Raw genomic sequence first — 17,207 nt, 5'->3', positions numbered from 1 at the left:
TCACGACTTGTCCTTGTTCAGGCGGTTGGCTGCCCAGGTCAGCACCAGCACGAAGAGGAAATAGGAAATCACCAGGGCGCTGTTGAAATGGCCGCTGCTGTTACGCATGTTGTTGAGGTACACCTGCAGGGTTTCATAGCGCGTGCCGACCAACAGGTTGGCGAAGACGAACTCGCCAAACAGGAACGAGAACGACAAAAGCAGCGCGACCATCAGGCCCTTGCGCAGGTTGGGCAGTACCACCAGCAGCGCGGCCTGAAAGGTACTGGCGCCGAGTAATTGGGCGGCGTCCATCAGGTCACGCAGGTTAATGGCTTGCAGGTTGTTGGTGATTGCCCGGTACATGAAGGGCAAGGCCACGGTGAAATAGCAACCGATCAGGATCCATGGCGTACCGACCATCGCCAGCGGCCCCGAGCCATAGAGCTGCAGCAGGCCCACCGAGGACACCACCGGCGGTACCGCGAAGGGCAGCAGGATGAGGATGTTCATCAGTGCGTCGAGCCGGGGGAAGTGGTAATGCACCACGAACAGCAACGGCAGAATCAGCAGTACCGAGAGAATCAACGCCCCCACGCATACCAGCAGCGATTGGCCGAATGCGGCAAGAAAGCGCGGGTCGCTCCACAAGGCCAGGTACCACTTGAGGGTCAGCCCACTGGGCAGAATGCTCGCTGACCAACTGGTGGCCAGGGAGTAGAGCAAGGTGCCGGCCAGGGGCAACAGCAACAGCAGAAACAGGGCGTAGACCACCAACCGATGATAGAGGTGGGTCGAAGCGGGTTCAGCGCGCGACATGGTAGCTCCTCTTCAGCATCCATTGGTGAACCAGGGTAACCAGCGTCATCAAGCCGACCAGGATCATGGCCAGTGCACTGGCCAGGTTCGGGTCCAGGGAGATGTCGCCCGCGACTAGCGCGGCGATGCGGATCGGTAACACGTTGAAGTTGCCGGTGGTCAAGGCGTACACCGTGGCGTAAGCCCCCAGCGCGTTGGCCAGCAGGATCACGAAGGTGCCGAGCAGGGCCGGGGTCAGCACCGGCAGGCCGATGTGCCGCCAGTACTGCCAGGCGTTGGCACCGAGCAACTCGGCGGACTCACGCCAGTCTTCACGCAGGGCGTCAAATGCCGGGTAGAGCAGCAGCACACCCAGCGGGATCTGGAAGTAGGTGTAGAGGATGATCAACCCGCTTTTGGAGTACAGGTTGAAGTCTTCGATGATCCCGGCCTGCTTTAGCAGCATGGTCAGGGCACCGTTGAAGCCCAGCAGGATGATGAAGGCGAAGGCCAGTGGCACCCCGGCGAAATTGCTGGTCATGTTGGCGAAGGCGTTGACGAAGTCGCGCAGCCGCGAATCGACCCGGCGCAGCGAGTAGCTGCCGAGGATGGCGATCAGGATGCCGAACAGGCTCGACCAGAAACTGATCTCCAGGCTGTGCTGGATAGCCTGGCGGTAGAACTTCGAGTTGAACACCTTGCTGAAGTTGTCCAGGCCCCAGCCACTTTCGGCCTGAAGACTGTGTAGGGCGACCCAGGCCAGCGGGGCAATTTGAAAGACCAGGAAAAACACCGCAAAGGGCAGCAGGCAGAGCAGCGCCAGGTATTTACCGCGAGTGAGCGCGTTCACGTGAGTAGCTCCCGGCACACCGGCTTGTCATGGGCAATGCCCATCAGCTCGCAAATCGTGCCACACAACTCGGTCTGCAAGGGTTTGGCGGCAGGGTCGAGGCTGAAGGCATCGCCAAACACGAACAGCGGCACTTCGCGCTCTTCAGGCAGCAGGCCATTGTGCGAGTGGTCGTTGTTCATGCCGTGGTCAGAGGTGACGAGTACCTGATAGCCACTGTCGAGCCAGCCTTGCAGATAGTCGGCCAGCAGGATGTCGGCGCCGCGTGCACTGTTACGGTACTGACGGCTGTCCAGCCCGTGGCGATGGCCTGCGTCGTCAATGTTCATCGGATGCACGAGCAGGAAGTTCGGGGCATGCCGGCGTCGCAGGTACTCGGCATCGGCAAACAGGTGCGAGTCCGGGTAGTGGTCGACGTAATAAAACAGGCCGTGTTGAATCGGCAGTTTCGGCGAGTGCGTGTGGCGATCACGCAACGGGTCGAACGGTGAGCGGTTGTACAGTTCGCTGACCCAGTGGTAGGCCGCTGCCGCCGTGCTCAGGCCTGCTTCGTGGGCGTAATGAAAGATGCTGCGCTGTGTGGACAGGCGCGTGACGTTGTTGTGAACGATACCGCTGTCGATGGGGGCTACGCCGGTAAGGATGCACTCATACAGCGGGCGGGACAGTGCCGGCAGCTCGCATTCGAGGCGGTACAGGGCTGCACGGTCGGCTTCGACATAGGCATGCAGGTGGCCCATGGCGTGATGTGCGACCTGATAGTTGAGGCCATCAAGCAGGACCAGAATGACGTTGTGTTTCATGATTTCTCCGAAGTACGCGGGAGGGCTTCATCGCTGGCAAGCCAGCGCCCACATGAGCCTTGTGGGAACTGGTTTGCCGGCGATCGGGGCGCCACGGTTTCCCGGTTGCGCCCACAGCCTCACTCCATCTCGATGATCACTTGCTCCTGCCACATCTGCGGCAGTTTCTTCGAGGTGGCTTCCCAGGCCGCGGCATCCTTGATCGGCTGAGCGGCCTTGTACTGCTCATTGGGCAGCAGCTTGGCCTGTACATCGGCGGGCAGTTTCAGGTGCTCGGCACGAATCGGCCGCGCATTGCCGCGGGCGAGGTTGGTTTGCCCGGCATCGCTGAAAATGTATTCGCGAGTCAGTTTGGCGGCATTGGGGTTCTTGGCGTACTTGTTGATGATGGTGGTGTAGCCCGAGATCACCGAGCCATCTGCCGGGATCAAGACCTCAAAGCGCTTCGGATCGATCTGCTCGCGGTAGCTCAGGCCGTTGAAGTCCCAGACCACACCCACTTCCACTTCACCCTTCTCCAGGGTCTGGATGGTGGGGTTGGCCAGCGACAGACGCTTCTGCTGCGCCAGCTTGGTGAACAGTTGCAGGCCCGGCTCGAGATTCTTCTCGTCACCCTTGTAAGCGATGGCGGCAGCCAGTACACCGTTGGCCGCCTGGGCGGCGGTGCCGACATCACCGATGGCGACCTTGTACTTGCCCTTTTCCAGGTCATGCCAGGTTTTTGGCATGTCGGCTTCCTTCACCAACTGCTTGTTGATGATGAAGGCGATGGTGCCGGTATAGGCCAGCGCCCAATGGCCGTCCTTGTCCTTGGCCCACGCAGGCACTTGATCCCAGGTGCTGGGCTTGTAGGGTTGGGTCACGCCTTTGGCTGCGGCAATCGGGCCGAAGGCGGCGCCAACGTCGCCGATATCAGCGCTGGCGTTGTCTTTCTCTGCCTCGAACTTGGCCACCTCCTGAGCCGAACTCATGTCGGTGTCCATATGCTTGAGGCCATACTTGCTGGCCAGGTCTTCCCAGGTTCCTTTCCAGTTGGCCCAGGCGTCGGGCATGCCGACGCTGTTGACCGCGCCCTCTTTACGGGCAGCGTCCTCCAGGGCTTTCAGGTCGGTACCGGCGGCCATCGCCGAGGTGCACAGGGCAATGGTAGAACCTAACAGTGACGCCAGGAAAAGCTGTTTCATCCGAAGCTCCTTATTGGGTGCCTTGCAAAACGCATGGGGTGTTGGACGTTGTTGCGATTCGGTTGGTCTAGGTCAGCAATACCTGAGCCAAGGTAGGCCGGCTGCATGACATTTTGATGTCGCTGCGGGTTGTTCCGGCATGGCAGCTGGCTCTGAAAATACAGCGTAGACCAGATTCAAGTGCTTGATCCGCAACGCCTGAAGGCCTTGTTCGAGAGGGTTTTGATGACCGTTGAGCGGTAATGTCATCTGGCGTTCATCTGCATTGCCTAGTCTTGAAGTATTCCCGTGCGCCCCTTTCTGAGCGTTTTACTGCTCAGTATTGGCGCTGGACTAGTCCAGATAGGTAACCTTTGATGCGTCCACTGCCACCACGCGCAGTAACAGCCATATGCCAGGCGTTGCAGGAACAGATCGAGCACGGCCTGCTGGCCGCCGGTTGCAAGTTGCCGGCCGAGCGCAAGCTCAGCGAAGTGTTCGACACGACGCGCATTACCCTGCGTGAAGCGCTGGTGCAGCTTGAAGCCCTTGGGGTGATCTACCGTGAAGAGCGTCGTGGCTGGTTCGTTGCACCCGAGCGATTGACCTATGACCTGATCGAGCGTAGCCACTTTCACGCCATGGTGCGCGCCCAGGGACGGGTGCCGGCTACCGAGTTGTTGTCGGCACGTCTGCAACCTGCGCCCGCCGCGATTTGTGCGCGCTTGCAACTGTCGCCGCTGTCCAGCGTGATTCAGATCTGTCGGTTACGGCGTATCGACGGGCGTGCGGTGCTGTATGCCGAGCACTACCTGAACCCTGAGTACTTTCCGGATATCCTCAGCTTCGACCTGGGCCAGTCATTGACTGAGTTGTACGCCGAGCACTACGGGATCCAGTACGGCCGGGTGTGTTTTGAAATTCTGCCTACGGCATTGCCCGTCGCCGCGGGTATGGCCCTGAAAGTATCGTCGGGCAGCCCCGGGCTGCAGATCACTCGGGTCAACAGCGATCAGCACGGGCGCTTGATCGACTGCGACCTGGAGTATTGGCGGCATGATGCGATTCGCATTCGAGCCGATGCCGGTTAAGCGTTGTTGCCCTCGGCGCCGCCACCGGCGGTGATCACCTGCACCGACAGCCGCGGAGTGGCCAGGTCCAGGCCGGCTTCATCAAGCTCGCGCTTGAGCGCCAGGTTGAACGCCCGTGAAACCTCCCACTGTTTGATCGGTGCGGTCTTGAACCGCGCCCGCAGGATGGCCGAGCCAGACTCGAAGCTCTCCACGCCTTGCAACTCCAGCGGTGACCAGATGCTGCGGCGTTGCAGCGGGTCGTTGCGCAGCTTCTGGCCAACATCGCGAACCAGGCTGATGGCCTGATCGATGTTCATGCTGTGGGGAATGGCGATGCGGAAGATCGCGTAACCAAACTCCCGCGAGTAGTTCTTGATGCTTTTGATCTCGCTGAACGGGATGGTATGGACGATACCGTCGATATCACGCAGGCGTACGGTACGGATAGTCAGGCCTTCGACAGTTCCCAGGTGGCCGCCGACATCGACATAGTCGTCAATGGCCAGGGAGTCCTCGATGATGATGAACAGGCCGGTGATCAAATCGGCCACCAGCGACTGCGCGCCGAAACCGATCGCCAGGCCGATCACCCCTGCACCCGCCAGCAGCGGCGTGACGTTCATGCCCATGTTGGCCAGGGCGACGATCACCGCAATGATGAAAATGGCCACGAACAGCACGTTGCGGATCAGCGGCATCATGGTTTGTGCACGGGCATTGGCCGCGCCTTTGCGTGAGCGCGTCAGGGCATGGTGCACGGCGGTATCGCTGAGTATCCACACCAGCCACGCGGCGAGCAGCGTGCCGCCCAGGCCAAGCAGGCGCATGGCGGCGTCATGGCCGTCGCCCTCGGCGAAACCGATCAGCGAGAAGCCCCAGACCCGAAGCCCCAACTCGATGAACAGCAGCCAGATCGTCAGGTGTACCAAGGTGTAGCCAAAACTTTTGAGCCGCTCGTAGTAGAGCGGTTGGCGGCGGTTGCTCCGGTGCGGTTTTGCAGCATGGCGACGGACCAGGCCGTTGATCACCATGCACAGCACCAGCAGTACGGCGCACATCAGCGACTGACGCAGTGCGGTGCTGGTGTCGCCTGCGGAAACAAAGGTGGCAAACAATGAGATGGCCACCAGCACCAACGCCGGCAGGTACCAGAAACTGCCGAGAATCTCGATGGTGTCGCTCAGGGCGCGCCGGGTCAGGCGACGCGACAGCGGTTGGTTGCGGATCAGGTGAGCGATAGGGCGCCGGAAACGTAGGATGAACAGCCCGCTGGAAAGGGCCGCCAGCACATTCGCCAGCGTTGCCAGGCTATGCGCCAGGTGGGTGCCCAGCGCAGTGGCCAGGCGCGGATCGTTCATCGCCTCACCGAACGCGGCAAAACTGCCGATCAGCCACAGCGGGCGGAACGCGCGGCGCCGTAAAATGTGCAGCGCATGATGGCGGTGCGGGCCGTCGAGCAAGGAAAAGGCAATCACGCAAATGGCCGAGAAACAGGTACCGACCACCAGCGCATAGGCCAGCACCATGGCCATTGACTTGCCCAGTGACGAGGGCAGGGCAAAACTCAGGTACAGGGTGATGATCAGCGCCACCAGCCAAGGGCCAAGCTTACGCAAGGCGAAGCGCACCATGTCCCAGGTTTTGGGATGATGGGGGAGTTCCTCGGTCAGGCCGAAGCGCAGCCGCACCCGATGCCCGACCCAGATAAAACCGTAAGCCAACAGGCTCCAGAGGGCGATGACCGCGGCAAAGCCGAACAGCATGGCGGGCAACTCTTTCACCGGCACCATCAGGGCGGCCAGTTCCTCCTGAGCCTGGTCCAGCTCCTGCGACCACCGCGTGAAGGGGCTGGCATCACCACTGAACTGCTTCTCGAGGCTGGCCACGGTGTTGCCAATCACCCCCAGTACGCCTTGCTCTACCGACGGCTGGGCCTGTTTGGTGCTGTCGCGCAGCTTCTTCAGATCGGCCAGCAAACTGGCACGTTGCTGATCGTTTTCCAGGCGCTTGATGACCTCGTCCAGGGACTGGCTCAACGGCTCGGTGGCTTCGGGCTGGGCTTTGCTACTGCCGAGCAAACCCGGCAAACCTGCTGCCTGTGCCAGGCTGACGGGCGCCAGCAGTATCAGAAACAGCGCGAAAAAACGGAAAAAGGCAGGCACTGGCAAATCGACCTCAGGCAATCAATCGCCCGAGTGTAGTGTATTTGTCAGTTCAGTTTCTCAAGGATCTTCCAGGCCATGATGCCAATCATGCCCAAGGTTCCGATCCACATCATCAGCACCCCGATATTGCGCTCACGCATGTTGAAACCGACGGTCAACAGGATCAGGCCGGCGATCACCGGGAGGAACATCATCTGGAACTCTGACATGCGCAAGAACCTTCTCAAAGCGTGGAATTTCATGGGGCAAGCATAGGCCGGAATCGCTGGGCCGGGGTTGATGGAGGTCAGCGTGGGCACGGCCCGTGCTGATTCTAACAGCAGAGAAATTTCCTACATCGATATCAGATCGCGTCTGATACAGCGCCCAAGGCTTCCTGCCGACTGGTTAAAAGCGTCATGAGCGATCGATGAATCTCCCCGGCACGGACATGCAGCAACAGCTGCGTGTCGTTAACCTTTGAATGGATGTCGCGAATGATAAATATCAAGAAAGTGTTGTTGGGTTCTTTTGTGGTGTTGGGGTGTACGGTGGGTGGGGCGGTACAAGCGGCCAATCTGGCGACTGTGACAGTTGTAAATGAAACCAGTGCAGAAGCTGTGTACGGCTATGAGTATTTTTTTGGAAGTGTTAATCCCCTGCCGACAAATATATTACAAAACTCCAGTATTAGGTTTGTTCATACCAGTGGAAGTGATATTGCGTCCGGTATGCGATTTACTTACGCAGTGGGCTCGAAAAAATGCCGGTTCTCGGCATCGCACCTGGTTGAAATGCATCTGGGTGGATACCTGCCTAGCTGGAAGAAGGATGCAGTGTCTATTGGTTCGAGCCCTGCAACCTGTACCGCAACACTGGTGGGTGCAGATTCCAATCTACCCTTCAATTACACCGTGAAGTTCTCTATTAAGTAATCGTTCAGCGAGGCACTTGAATAAGTGCCTCGTTGTATTGGAGCGGTTGGAGGGATTAATATGAAAATAGGCACAATTCCATCATCGGTAGCTATTGTTAGAGCACCACCAAAACCAGCACCCACAGAAGACCTTTCAACCTCAAATACGAAGGAGAGCGTGAGCCTCTCGGCGGAGGGGTTGAAGTTGAGCGCCAACATGGCGCAGGTCGATCGCCAGAATGATCAAGCCAGGGATAAATACGAAAGAATTTACGGTGCCCATGGCCTTGGTAAAACGGCCTTTTTACGGGTAAGGATGTATGGCGCAGAGGCTTTCAAACAGGCCGAGGTGTCGGCAGATTGTTCGCCTGAGCAACTGTCTCGAAAGCAGAGGTCTTTTGATTTTCTGCTGTCCATTCATGAGGGAAAGGGTAAGCCGTCTAACCCGTTTGCAGGGCTGTCCCGTCCGGAACTTGCGGCGATTGTGGAGGACGAAAGCGGTGAGTATACGGATGAAGAGCGTTATGTGGCGCTTCATGCCAAAAGTGACTTGGATTTCGAATATTTTCAGGCTTCAACCAGCTTTATTTTTCCAGGAGGCGATGCTCGCCCTTTTTATCGCAGTTACATAGAGTTTCTGGACAACCTCAGCCCTGTAGAGCGTTTGCGATATCCGGCGGGTGATCGCGAGAAAGTTGAACGCTTTCTTGCTCAGGAAGAACAACGCCTCGGCAAACTCCCCGCCGAGTTCTCCATCTGGGAACTTATGGCGCAGGGTTGATGTGTTTCAGTGGTTGGCCCGGCAAAAGGCAGCATCGCAGGCAAGCCTTGCTACCACAGAAAATGCAGTGTTCTGCGCAGATCCCTGTGGGAGTAGGCTTGCCTACGATGGGATCAACGGCCTGTCAGCCAGTGCGCGATACGCGCATCGCTGGCAAAGCTTGATCCCACACGGCCCGGTTCAAATACCCAGCAAGGCCTGCTTCGGCAGGCCGGGTGTTACGGCAGGTCGCGGCTGCGGTAGAACGCCGTCAGTACTTTCACCAGATGCGCCAGGTCATGGCTGCCGCACAGCTCGCGAATGGAGTGCATGGCAAAGGTCGGCAGGCCGATGTCGACGGTACGCACGCCCAGGTGGCTGGCGGTGATCGGGCCGATGGTCGAGCCGCAACCCATGTCGCTGCGTACCACGAAGCTCTGCACCGGCACTTCCTCGGCCATGCACAGATGGCGGAAGAAACCCGCGGTTTCGCTGTTGGTGGCGTAACGCTGGTTGTTGTTGACCTTGATCACCGGGCCGGCGTTGAGCTTGGGGCCGTGGTTGCCGTCATGCTTGTCGGCGTAGTTCGGATGAACGCCGTGGGCGTTGTCGGCCGAGACCAGCAGCGAGCGCTGAATGGTCCGGACGAAATCATCGCCGTCAGGCAGCAGGCGGCGCAGGGTTTGTTCCAGCATCGGGCCATCGGCACCACAGGCCGAGGAAGAGCCGACTTCCTCGTGGTCATTGCACACCAGCACACAGGTTTCGTCACTGTCGGCGGCGAGCAGGGCTTGCAGGCCGGCGTAGCAGGACAGCAGGTTGTCCAGCCGCGCCCCGGCGATAAAGTCGCCGTTCAGGCCAACCAGCGCAGCGGTCTGGGTGTCGTAGAAGCTCAGTTCGTAGTCCAGCACCACGTCGGCGTTCAGGCCGTGCTCACGCGCCAGTTGATCGGTGAGCAGAGCGCGGAAGTCAACACGCTCATCGCCGGCCACCTGCGCCAAAATAGGCGGCAGCTCGGTCTGGGCGTTGATTGCCCAGCCCTCATTGGCGGCGCGATTGAGGTGGATCGCCAGGTTGGGGATCACCGCAATCGGCAGCTTGAAGTCGATCAGTTGGCTTTCAACCTTGCCGTCACGGCGGAAGGTTACCCGCCCGGCCAGGGACAGGTCGCGGTCGAACCACGGCGCCAGCAGCGCGCCGCCGTAAACTTCCACGCCCAATTGCAAGAAGCCCTGGCGTTGCAGTTCCGGCTGTGGCTTGACCCGCAGGCACGGGCTGTCGGTATGGGCGCCGACCAGGCGGATACCGTCGATCAAGGGCGAGTGTCGACCGAGCTTGAACGCGATGATCGAGGAGTCGTTTCGGGTCAGGTAGTAGCGGCCGCCAGCGGTGGTGGCCCAACTGTCGCGCTCGTCAAGGCGCTGGAAACCCGCCGCTTCAAGGCGTAAAGCAAGGCCGGTGGTGGCATGGAACGGCGTGGGGGAGGCCTTCAGAAAATCGATCAGGCCTTGATTCAGAGCATCGCGCATAAGTCACTCCAGACAGCAGTGGCGCGAGTTTAACGTATTGCTTGGGGATTGGGGCGGCCCGAATCGCCAGTAAGGCCGGCTCCAGCAAGGGTGCTGGAGCCGGCCTTGCCCGCGATAGAGGCGATGCAATCGATCAGAACGGCGCCGGGCACTCGAAGCGCAAACGCTCGCCGGTCACCGGATGGGTAAAACTCAGCATGCTTGCATGCAGGCACAGCCGTTCATGGGCAGCCAATGCTTCGGGGTTGGCGTACAGGCGATCGCCCAGCAGCGGATGGCCGATGGAGAGCATGTGCACGCGCAACTGATGTGAGCGGCCGGTAATCGGCGTCAGCTCAACCCGGCAATGGTCACCGCAACGCTCGACGATACGCCAGAAGGTCAGCGCATGTTTGCCCTGTTCATGGTCCACCACATGGCGTGGCTTGGTTGGCGGGTCGTAGCGCAGGGGCAGGTCGATACTGCCGCTGTCCAGCTCCGGTTGCCCCCAGCACAGTGCGGTGTAGGCCTTCTCGGTTTCCCGGTCATGGAACTGTCGGGACAGCTCGCGGTGGCTGTCGGCATCACGTGCCAGCAGGATGATCCCGGAGGTTTCCCAGTCCAGGCGATGGACGATACGGGCTTCCGGGTAGCCGTTTTCCTGCAGGCGGGTAATCAGGCAGTCGCGGTTGTCCTCGGCGCGGCCCGGGACGGACAGCAGCAGGGTCGGTTTATTGACCACCAGGACAGCGGCATCCTGGTGCAGGATGTGGACATTGGACAGCGGCATTGCGTGCTCTCTGTAAACACCAACGGCGACCGTCGAGCCCTCGCAGTGCGAAGGCCCGGCGGCCGCCGTGGTGGCTTGCCCGGCTGCCTGTTAGCGGTCGGGCAGGGTGATGTTGAGTTCCAGGATCGAGCAGCTGCCCTGGTTTTCCAGAGCGACCTGCACATCATCGTTGCCGATGTTGACGTACTTGCGGATCACCTCCACCAGTTCCTTCTGCAAGGCTGGCAGGTAGTCCGGGGTACTGCGCTGACCGCGCTCGTGCGCCACGATGATCTGTAGACGCTCTTTCGCAACCGAGGCGGTACTTACTTTTTTGCTGGCACGAAAGAAGTCAAAAAGGTTCATTGATTAGTTGCCTCCAAACAGGCGCTCGAAGAATCCCTTCTTCTGTACATCGAGGAAACGATGCTCCACGGTTTTGCCCAGCAAGCGGTCAACGGTATCGCTGTACGCCTGGCCAGCGTCGCTCTGGTCATCGAGGATGACGGGAACGCCCTGGTTGGATGCCTTGAGCACCGCCTGGGATTCAGGGATAACGCCCAGCAGGGCCACGGCGAGAATTTCCTTCACGTCTTCAACGCCGAGCATTTCGCCCTTGCTCACGCGCTCTGGATGGTAGCGGGTGATCAGCAGGTGTTCCTTGATTGGGTCTTCGCCGTTTTCGGCGCGACGCGACTTGCTCGCCAACAGGCCGAGCATACGGTCGGAGTCACGTACCGAGGAGACTTCCGGGTTGGTCACGACGATCGCTTCATCCGCGAAGTACATGGCCAGGTGGGCACCTTTCTCGATACCGGCCGGCGAGTCGCAGACCACGTAGTCGAACGAGTCCTTGAGTTCCATCAGGACTTTTTCGACGCCTTCCTGGGTCAGCGCGTCCTTGTCACGGGTCTGGCTGGCAGCCAGTACGTACAGGTTTTCAAGGCGCTTGTCTTTGATCAGGGCTTGTTGCAGGTTGGCTTCGCCGTTCACGACGTTGACGAAGTCATACACCACGCGGCGCTCACAGCCCATGATCAGGTCAAGATTACGCAGGCCGACGTCGAAGTCGACGATGACTGTCTTGTGGCCACGCAGAGCGAGGCCGGTACCGATAGCGGCGCTGGTGGTGGTCTTACCCACACCACCCTTGCCGGATGTAACCACGAGAATCTTGGCCAAGGTGTATCACCCCTAAAGAAAAAAGGACGTTCAGTCCCAAAAAATACAAAACGGCAACGTCGAAAAAAGTTGCGCGGAAAATGGCGGCAGTATCCGTTAAAGACGGGTGATGTTCAACACGTCGCCGGACAGGCTGACCTGTACCCCGGCCCCCCACAGCGGATCGCGGCGCAGGTCTTCGGAGACCTTGTATTGCCCGGCGATCGAGACCAGTTCAGCGGTCATTTGCTGGCAGAAAATCCGCGCCTTGGTGTTCCCCTTGATCCCTGCCAGGGCGCGTCCCCGCATTGCCCCGTAAACATGGATATTACCGTCGGCAAGAAGTTCCGCCCCCGGGCTGACCGATGAAATCACCACCAGGTCGCCGCCCTGAGCATAGATCTGTTGGCCGCCGCGTACAGGCGAAGTGATGATTTTGGTCGGTTTTACCGCAGGTTCTGCCGGTGGTTCGGGCTTTTTCTTCTCGACCACCGGCTCTGGCAGCTCCACGGGCCGTTCACGGGCGCCGGAAGGCGGCAGCACGGGCAGGTCGATGGCTATCGCGGCAGCAATGTCCTCGATACGGCTGGCGCGAATCGCCAGGGTGCGCAGGCCGTGCTGACGGCAGACGCGCATCAGCCCCGGCAGGTCTACGGCGCCCTCGCTGGCAGGCAACTTGTCCAGGGCCAGTACCAGCGGCGTATTGCTGAAGAAATTGGGGGCCTGGGCAACCTTGGCGGCCAATTGCCGATCCAGGCCCTCAAGGTTGTTTTGCGCAAGCTCAAGCACAGTAATGGCGAGCATGCTGCCCTTGAGCTGGAACACGGGTTCTTGGTCGGGCGTCTGAGTTTGGCTCATGGTCTGCATCGGGCGACTTGTTACGAAAAAGTGCCCAGACTTATAACGAGATCGTTCGTTAGCCGCAACCCGCACCGAACCGTTGTAGAATGCGCGGCCTTTGTCTTTCCGGAATCTTGAATGGATCGCCCGCGTTTTCGTCCGTATTTTTTGCACCCGCGCTTTTGGCCTTTGTGGCTGGGCCTGGGCCTGCTCTGGCTGATCGTACAGTTGCCTTACCGGGTATTGCTGGCTATCGGCCGTGGCCTCGGGCTGGCCATGTACCGCGTCGCTGGCGAGCGTCGGCGTATTGCCGCACGCAATCTCGAGTTGTGTTTCCCCGAGCTGTCGTCCGACGAGCGGACTCGCCTGCTCAAGGAAAATTTCGCCTCTACCGGTATCGCATTCTTCGAGATGGCCATGAGTTGGTGGTGGCCAAAAGCCCGTCTGGCGCGCCTGGCGCATATCGAAGGGCTGGAACACCTGCAGGCCGCGCAGCGTGATGGCCAGGGTGCCATCCTGATGGCGTTGCATTTCACCACGCTGGAGATCGGTGCGGCCTTGCTTGGCCAGAAACACACCATCGACGGCATGTACCGCGAACATAAGAACCCGCTGTTCGACTTTGTTCAGCGCCAGGGGCGCGAGCGGCACAACCTCGATTCGCTGGCGGTGGAGCGTGAAGACGTGCGCGGTATGCTCAAACTGCTCCGTGCCGGCCGGGCGATCTGGTACGCGCCAGACCAGGACTACGGTGCCAAGCAGAGCCTGTTTGTGCCGCTGTTCGGCATTCAGGCTGCGACCGTGACGGCAACCACCAAGTTCGCCCGCCTGGGCAAGGCCAGGGTGATCCCCTTTACCCAGCAGCGCCTGGCCGATGGTAGCGGCTACCGGTTGGTGATCCATCCGCCGCTGGCCGACTTCCCGGGTGAGACCGAAGAGGCCGATTGCCTGCGAATCAACCAGTGGGTTGAGGCCTCGGTCCGTGAATGCCCTGAGCAGTATCTCTGGGCGCATCGACGCTTCAAATCGCGGCCACCAGGGGCGCCGAAGCTTTACGAAAAACGGCGTTAGTCCATATACGGACTTTCCAGCGAGTTCTCAGGGAGCAACAGCATGGCAGCAGCAGAACCGGTCACCGGTCTGATCCTTTCCGGCGGCGGTGCCCGTGCCGCTTATCAAGTCGGGGTGTTGGCCGGGATTGCCGATCTGTTGCCAGCGGGTGCCGCCAATCCCTTCCCGGTGATTGTCGGTACCTCGGCCGGCGCCATCAATGCCGTAACCCTGGCCAGCGGCGCCATGCAGTTTTCCGAGACGATTCACCGGCTCACCGAGCTTTGGCAAGGCTTTCGCAGCAGTCAGGTGCTGCGCAGTGATTGGCCAGGCGTGGTGCGCCAGGCCGCGCGCTTTGTCTTTCACAGCCTGTTGGGGCTGGGCAGGCCAGTACCGGTTGCGTTGCTTGACAGCTCCCCGTTGCGCGGTCTACTCAATACGCATTTGAACCTGAATGGCATTACCACGGCGATTGAGCAAAAACACCTGCACGCCGTGGCGGTGACCGCCTTCGGTTACGAGTCGGGGCAGGCCGTGACCTTCTATCAGGGGCGTGGTGCTATCGACCCTTGGTTGCGCCACCGACGCATCGGCATGCCCACGCGCTTGACCATTGAGCACCTGCTGGCCAGCTCGGCGATCCCCTTGCTTTTTGCGCCGGTCATGCTGGGCCAGGAGTTCTATGGTGATGGTGCGGTGCGCCAGTCGGCGCCGATCAGCCCGGCGCTGCACCTGGGCGCGAACCGGGTACTGGTGGTCGGGGTCAGTGGTAACCCCCAGCAGCCATCGGTACCTCACCCGCATCAGCGCAGCTTCAGAGGCCAGCACCCGAGCTTGGCGCAAATTGGCGGGCACATGCTCAACAGTACCTTCATTGACAGCCTGGAAGACGACCTGGAGTTACTGCAGCGGCTTAACCACCTGAGCCACCTGTTGCCGTCCGAGCGACGCCCCAAGCACTTGGGGTTGACGCCAGTGGAAGTGCTGGTGGTCGCGCCCAGCCAGCCGCTGGATGAAATCGCAGCCCGTCACCGGCGCGAGTTGCCAGCGGCTTTGCGCCTGTTCCTGCGTGGGCCGGGGGCGACCAGGACCAGCGGCGCCGGAGTGCTCAGCTACCTGCTGTTCGAGGCCAGCTACTGCAGTGAGCTGATTGAACTGGGGCGGCGCGATGCCCTGGCCAAGCGTTCGCAGCTCAGCCGGTTTCTCGGGCTCTGATCACTCATTGATCTGCAGTTGCCGTGCTGCCGTGTAGACGTAGCGCACCTTCTCATATTCGAATGGCGAGTTCGTCTGGCCATAGCGGAAGCTGGTGGTGTAGCGCTTGTCGACCGCGCGTAGTACGACCAGTTCCGGGTGATTGCTGCTGACCTCGGCAACGTTGAGGAAGTTGAGCTGCGTCTCGCCGCTATAGTCCACCACCAGTCCGCCGGTATCACGCAGGTTGGACGGCCCGAGGATCGGTAGCATCAGGTAGGGGCCTTCGGGCACACCATAGAAGCCCAGTGTCTGGCCGAAGTCTTCGCTTTGGTGCGGAAGGCCCATTTTGGTGGCCGGATCCCACAACCCTGCGACCCCAATCGTGGTGTTCAGCAACAGGCGTGCGGTGACCTCCATCGAGCGCTTGCCCTTGAGCTGCAACAGGCTGTTGAACAGGTTAGGTACATCGCCCAGGTTGCTGAAGAAGTTGCTTACGCCGCTACGGACGAAGCCCGGCGTAATCGCCTGATAGCCGTTGACCACGGGCAGGAACACCCACTGATCGAAGCGGTAGTTGAAGTGGTACACCCGGCGATTCCAGGACTCCCATGGGTCGTAGACGTTCAGGGCGGTGAGCGTCGAACGCTCAAATTCGCGCTGGTCCAGGCCTGGGTTGAACTTCAGGGTCTTGAGCGGCTGGGTAAAACCATCCGCGTCCGCCGTACGCGTCTGGTTCGAAGGGCCGTCGGCCTGGGCCAGGCCTGCGGTGAACAGCGCCGATAGGAATAGAAGTTTTTTAACCACGGAAAAACTCCAGCATGGCGTCGCTGTTGACGCGGTAATTGATGTTGCCGCAATGGCCTCCATGTGGGTAAAGCGTCAGGCGGTCACCAAAGGTGCTACGCAGAAAACCGATATCGCCGGGGCCGAGGATCACGTCGTCGGCGTTGTGCATCACGGCGATTTTCGAGCTGCCCTTGAGGTAGTCCTTCAAGGCATACAGGCTGACCTGATCGATCAGTTGCAGCAGGCTGCCACCGTCGGTACGGGCACGCCACATCGGGATAACCTGCTCAGTCAGGTAGCAGTCGAAGTCACACTGCAGGGCGCGCTTGAAGAAGGGCGTCAGGCTACTGCCTTCGGTGATCGGGTACTTGGGCGGGGTGATCAGGCCGCGGCGGTTGATCAGGTCCGAAGTGAAGGCAATATCGGCCGCGGAAAAGCGGAACGAGGTACCAATCACCATGGCCATCTGCTCGTTGGACAAATGCTGGCGCGACTGCTGGAAGTCGTAAAGCAAGGCATCGTTGAGGTCGATGTAGCCCTTTTGCTGGAAGTAACGGGTCAGCTTGCCCAGCACCAGCTCGTAGAACGTGGTGCTGTTGTTGATGCCCTTGACCTGCGTCTGCACCAACTTGTCGAGGTTACTGACGGAGGTATAGAGGTTCACGGGTGGGTTGAGCAGCAGTACGCGCTTGAAGTTGAAACTGCGTCGGGTTTCATCCAGATGACTGACAAACGCCGCATCCAGGGCGCCGAGGCTGTAGCCGGTGAGGTAGAAGTCGGTAATGGGCAAATGTGAGTGCTGAGCCCTTACTGCTTGCATCACCCGGTACATGTCTTCGGCGTCGTCCTTGGAAACCCCGGGGGTGGCGAAGCGCGAAGCCGAGGTCATGAAGTCGAAACTCGTGGGCGACGACAACTGCACCACATGGTAACCGGCCTTGTAGTAGAGCTTCTTCAGGTACTCGTTGAGGCTGCTGTTGTAAGGCGCACCGGTGCCGGCAATGAGGAAAATCAGCGGTGCGGGGTGGTCCTGACGGGCCATTCGATAGCGCAGTTTTTTCACGGGCCAAAAATTGTCGGGCAGGCTGAACGCCCGCTCAGGCCTGAGATTCAGGCTGTAATCGGACTGACGGATATCCTCATCACTGGGCAGCTCCGGGCGCAGCTCGGGCGGGGTCGAGGCGATAGTCGCTTCAAAGGGATTGGTCAGTGGGTAACCGTAGCTGGCGGCATCGATATCGGCCGCCAAGGCGCACGCACTCAGCAGGAGGCCACCCAACAAAGTGGCAAGGTGCAGTGATCGAAGCATGACGAGTCCCCGGAAAATACAAGCGAAATGCGCAGGTTAGGACAACCCTGAGGCTGGCAAAGTTGCCAAGCGGTGTTGCATTCATCGCAGCCGATAGTGCC

Annotated in this window: 18 protein-coding genes; 5 read left to right on the top strand and 13 right to left on the bottom strand. The window is 60.0% G+C overall.

What is annotated here, in order from left to right; translation table 11 throughout:
* The 4 genes from CS390_RS18310 to CS390_RS18295 form a co-directional block, all read right to left on the bottom strand.
* The gene (locus CS390_RS18310) at nucleotides 1–798 is read right to left on the bottom strand and encodes an ABC transporter permease (RefSeq protein ID WP_065760421.1); all 798 of its coding nucleotides are present in this window, start codon (nucleotides 796–798) and stop codon (nucleotides 1–3) included.
* Complete coding sequence (locus tag CS390_RS18305) at nucleotides 785–1,627, bottom strand: ABC transporter permease subunit (protein ID WP_099775535.1); 843 nt, start codon at nucleotides 1,625–1,627, stop codon at nucleotides 785–787. The genes CS390_RS18310 and CS390_RS18305 overlap by 14 nt, the downstream gene beginning before the upstream one ends.
* Nucleotides 1,624–2,430 (bottom strand): alkaline phosphatase family protein, encoded by an 807-nt coding sequence (locus CS390_RS18300; RefSeq protein ID WP_065760419.1) that lies wholly within the window; start codon nucleotides 2,428–2,430, stop codon nucleotides 1,624–1,626. The genes CS390_RS18305 and CS390_RS18300 overlap by 4 nt, the downstream gene beginning before the upstream one ends.
* Nucleotides 2,431–2,549: 119 nt before the next feature.
* Complete coding sequence (locus CS390_RS18295; protein ID WP_065760418.1) at nucleotides 2,550–3,614, bottom strand: ABC transporter substrate-binding protein; 1,065 nt, start codon at nucleotides 3,612–3,614, stop codon at nucleotides 2,550–2,552.
* A 356-nt stretch (nucleotides 3,615–3,970) separates the two neighbouring features.
* Here CS390_RS18295 and phnR point away from each other — a divergent pair, with 356 nt between their 5' ends.
* Nucleotides 3,971–4,684, top strand: a complete 714-nt coding sequence (gene phnR / locus CS390_RS18290) for a phosphonate utilization transcriptional regulator PhnR (protein ID WP_099775534.1) — start codon at nucleotides 3,971–3,973, stop codon at nucleotides 4,682–4,684.
* On the opposite strand, the gene CS390_RS18285 is transcribed toward phnR, so the two are convergent.
* Nucleotides 4,681–6,834 (bottom strand): mechanosensitive ion channel family protein, encoded by a 2,154-nt coding sequence (locus CS390_RS18285; protein ID WP_371918271.1) that lies wholly within the window; start codon nucleotides 6,832–6,834, stop codon nucleotides 4,681–4,683. The two genes, phnR and CS390_RS18285, sit on opposite strands and share 4 nt — an antisense overlap.
* A gap of 41 nt (nucleotides 6,835–6,875) precedes the next feature.
* A complete protein-coding gene (locus CS390_RS25095; RefSeq protein WP_167524074.1) occupies nucleotides 6,876–7,040 on the bottom strand; it encodes a hypothetical protein in 165 nt (54 codons plus the stop codon).
* A gap of 267 nt (nucleotides 7,041–7,307) precedes the next feature.
* Between CS390_RS25095 and CS390_RS25005 the strand changes: the two genes are divergently transcribed.
* Together CS390_RS25005 and CS390_RS18280 are read left to right on the top strand one after the other, a co-directional pair.
* Nucleotides 7,308–7,745, top strand: a complete 438-nt coding sequence (locus CS390_RS25005) for a hypothetical protein (RefSeq protein WP_157767158.1) — start codon at nucleotides 7,308–7,310, stop codon at nucleotides 7,743–7,745.
* A 60-nt stretch (nucleotides 7,746–7,805) separates the two neighbouring features.
* Nucleotides 7,806–8,507 (top strand): hypothetical protein, encoded by a 702-nt coding sequence (locus tag CS390_RS18280; RefSeq protein WP_157767157.1) that lies wholly within the window; start codon nucleotides 7,806–7,808, stop codon nucleotides 8,505–8,507.
* Nucleotides 8,508–8,725: 218 nt separating this feature from the next.
* Here the strand turns inward: CS390_RS18280 and CS390_RS18275 are convergent, their stop codons facing one another.
* The 5 genes from CS390_RS18275 to minC form a co-directional block, all read right to left on the bottom strand.
* Nucleotides 8,726–10,015: a M18 family aminopeptidase gene (locus tag CS390_RS18275; RefSeq protein ID WP_065760414.1), complete on the bottom strand. Its 1,290-nt coding sequence runs from the start codon at nucleotides 10,013–10,015 to the stop codon at nucleotides 8,726–8,728.
* A gap of 133 nt (nucleotides 10,016–10,148) precedes the next feature.
* Nucleotides 10,149–10,784 carry an RluA family pseudouridine synthase gene (locus CS390_RS18270; protein WP_065760413.1) on the bottom strand — a complete coding sequence of 212 codons (636 nt, stop codon included), beginning with the start codon at nucleotides 10,782–10,784 and terminating at the stop codon, nucleotides 10,149–10,151.
* Between the two features lie 90 nt (nucleotides 10,785–10,874).
* Nucleotides 10,875–11,129, bottom strand: a complete 255-nt coding sequence (gene minE / locus CS390_RS18265; RefSeq protein WP_065760412.1) for a cell division topological specificity factor MinE — start codon at nucleotides 11,127–11,129, stop codon at nucleotides 10,875–10,877.
* Between the two features lie 3 nt (nucleotides 11,130–11,132).
* Complete coding sequence (gene minD, locus CS390_RS18260; protein WP_065760411.1) at nucleotides 11,133–11,945, bottom strand: septum site-determining protein MinD; 813 nt, start codon at nucleotides 11,943–11,945, stop codon at nucleotides 11,133–11,135.
* Between the two features lie 96 nt (nucleotides 11,946–12,041).
* Nucleotides 12,042–12,782, bottom strand: coding sequence for a septum site-determining protein MinC (gene minC / locus CS390_RS18255; RefSeq protein WP_065760424.1), 741 nt, complete (start codon nucleotides 12,780–12,782; stop codon nucleotides 12,042–12,044).
* Between the two features lie 120 nt (nucleotides 12,783–12,902).
* On the opposite strand from minC, the gene CS390_RS18250 reads away from it, so the two are divergent.
* Both CS390_RS18250 and CS390_RS18245 read left to right on the top strand, forming a co-directional pair.
* Nucleotides 12,903–13,835 carry a lipid A biosynthesis lauroyl acyltransferase gene (locus tag CS390_RS18250; RefSeq protein WP_099775532.1) on the top strand — a complete coding sequence of 311 codons (933 nt, stop codon included), beginning with the start codon at nucleotides 12,903–12,905 and terminating at the stop codon, nucleotides 13,833–13,835.
* A gap of 42 nt (nucleotides 13,836–13,877) precedes the next feature.
* The gene (locus CS390_RS18245; RefSeq protein ID WP_099775531.1) at nucleotides 13,878–15,029 is read left to right on the top strand and encodes a patatin-like phospholipase family protein; all 1,152 of its coding nucleotides are present in this window, start codon (nucleotides 13,878–13,880) and stop codon (nucleotides 15,027–15,029) included.
* Here the strand turns inward: CS390_RS18245 and CS390_RS18240 are convergent, their stop codons facing one another.
* Both CS390_RS18240 and CS390_RS18235 read right to left on the bottom strand, forming a co-directional pair.
* Nucleotides 15,030–15,815 (bottom strand): VacJ family lipoprotein, encoded by a 786-nt coding sequence (locus CS390_RS18240; RefSeq protein WP_099775530.1) that lies wholly within the window; start codon nucleotides 15,813–15,815, stop codon nucleotides 15,030–15,032.
* The gene (locus CS390_RS18235; protein ID WP_099775529.1) at nucleotides 15,808–17,106 is read right to left on the bottom strand and encodes a serine/threonine protein kinase; all 1,299 of its coding nucleotides are present in this window, start codon (nucleotides 17,104–17,106) and stop codon (nucleotides 15,808–15,810) included. Before CS390_RS18235 ends, CS390_RS18240 begins: the two co-directional genes overlap by 8 nt.
* Nucleotides 17,107–17,207 lie beyond the last annotated feature (101 nt).

Origin of the sequence: Pseudomonas sp. HLS-6 (genome assembly GCF_002753995.1) — a bacterium.
Taxonomy (GTDB): Bacteria; Pseudomonadota; Gammaproteobacteria; order Pseudomonadales; family Pseudomonadaceae; genus Aquipseudomonas; species Aquipseudomonas defluvii.
This window is presented reverse-complemented; position numbering and strand designations above follow the sequence as displayed.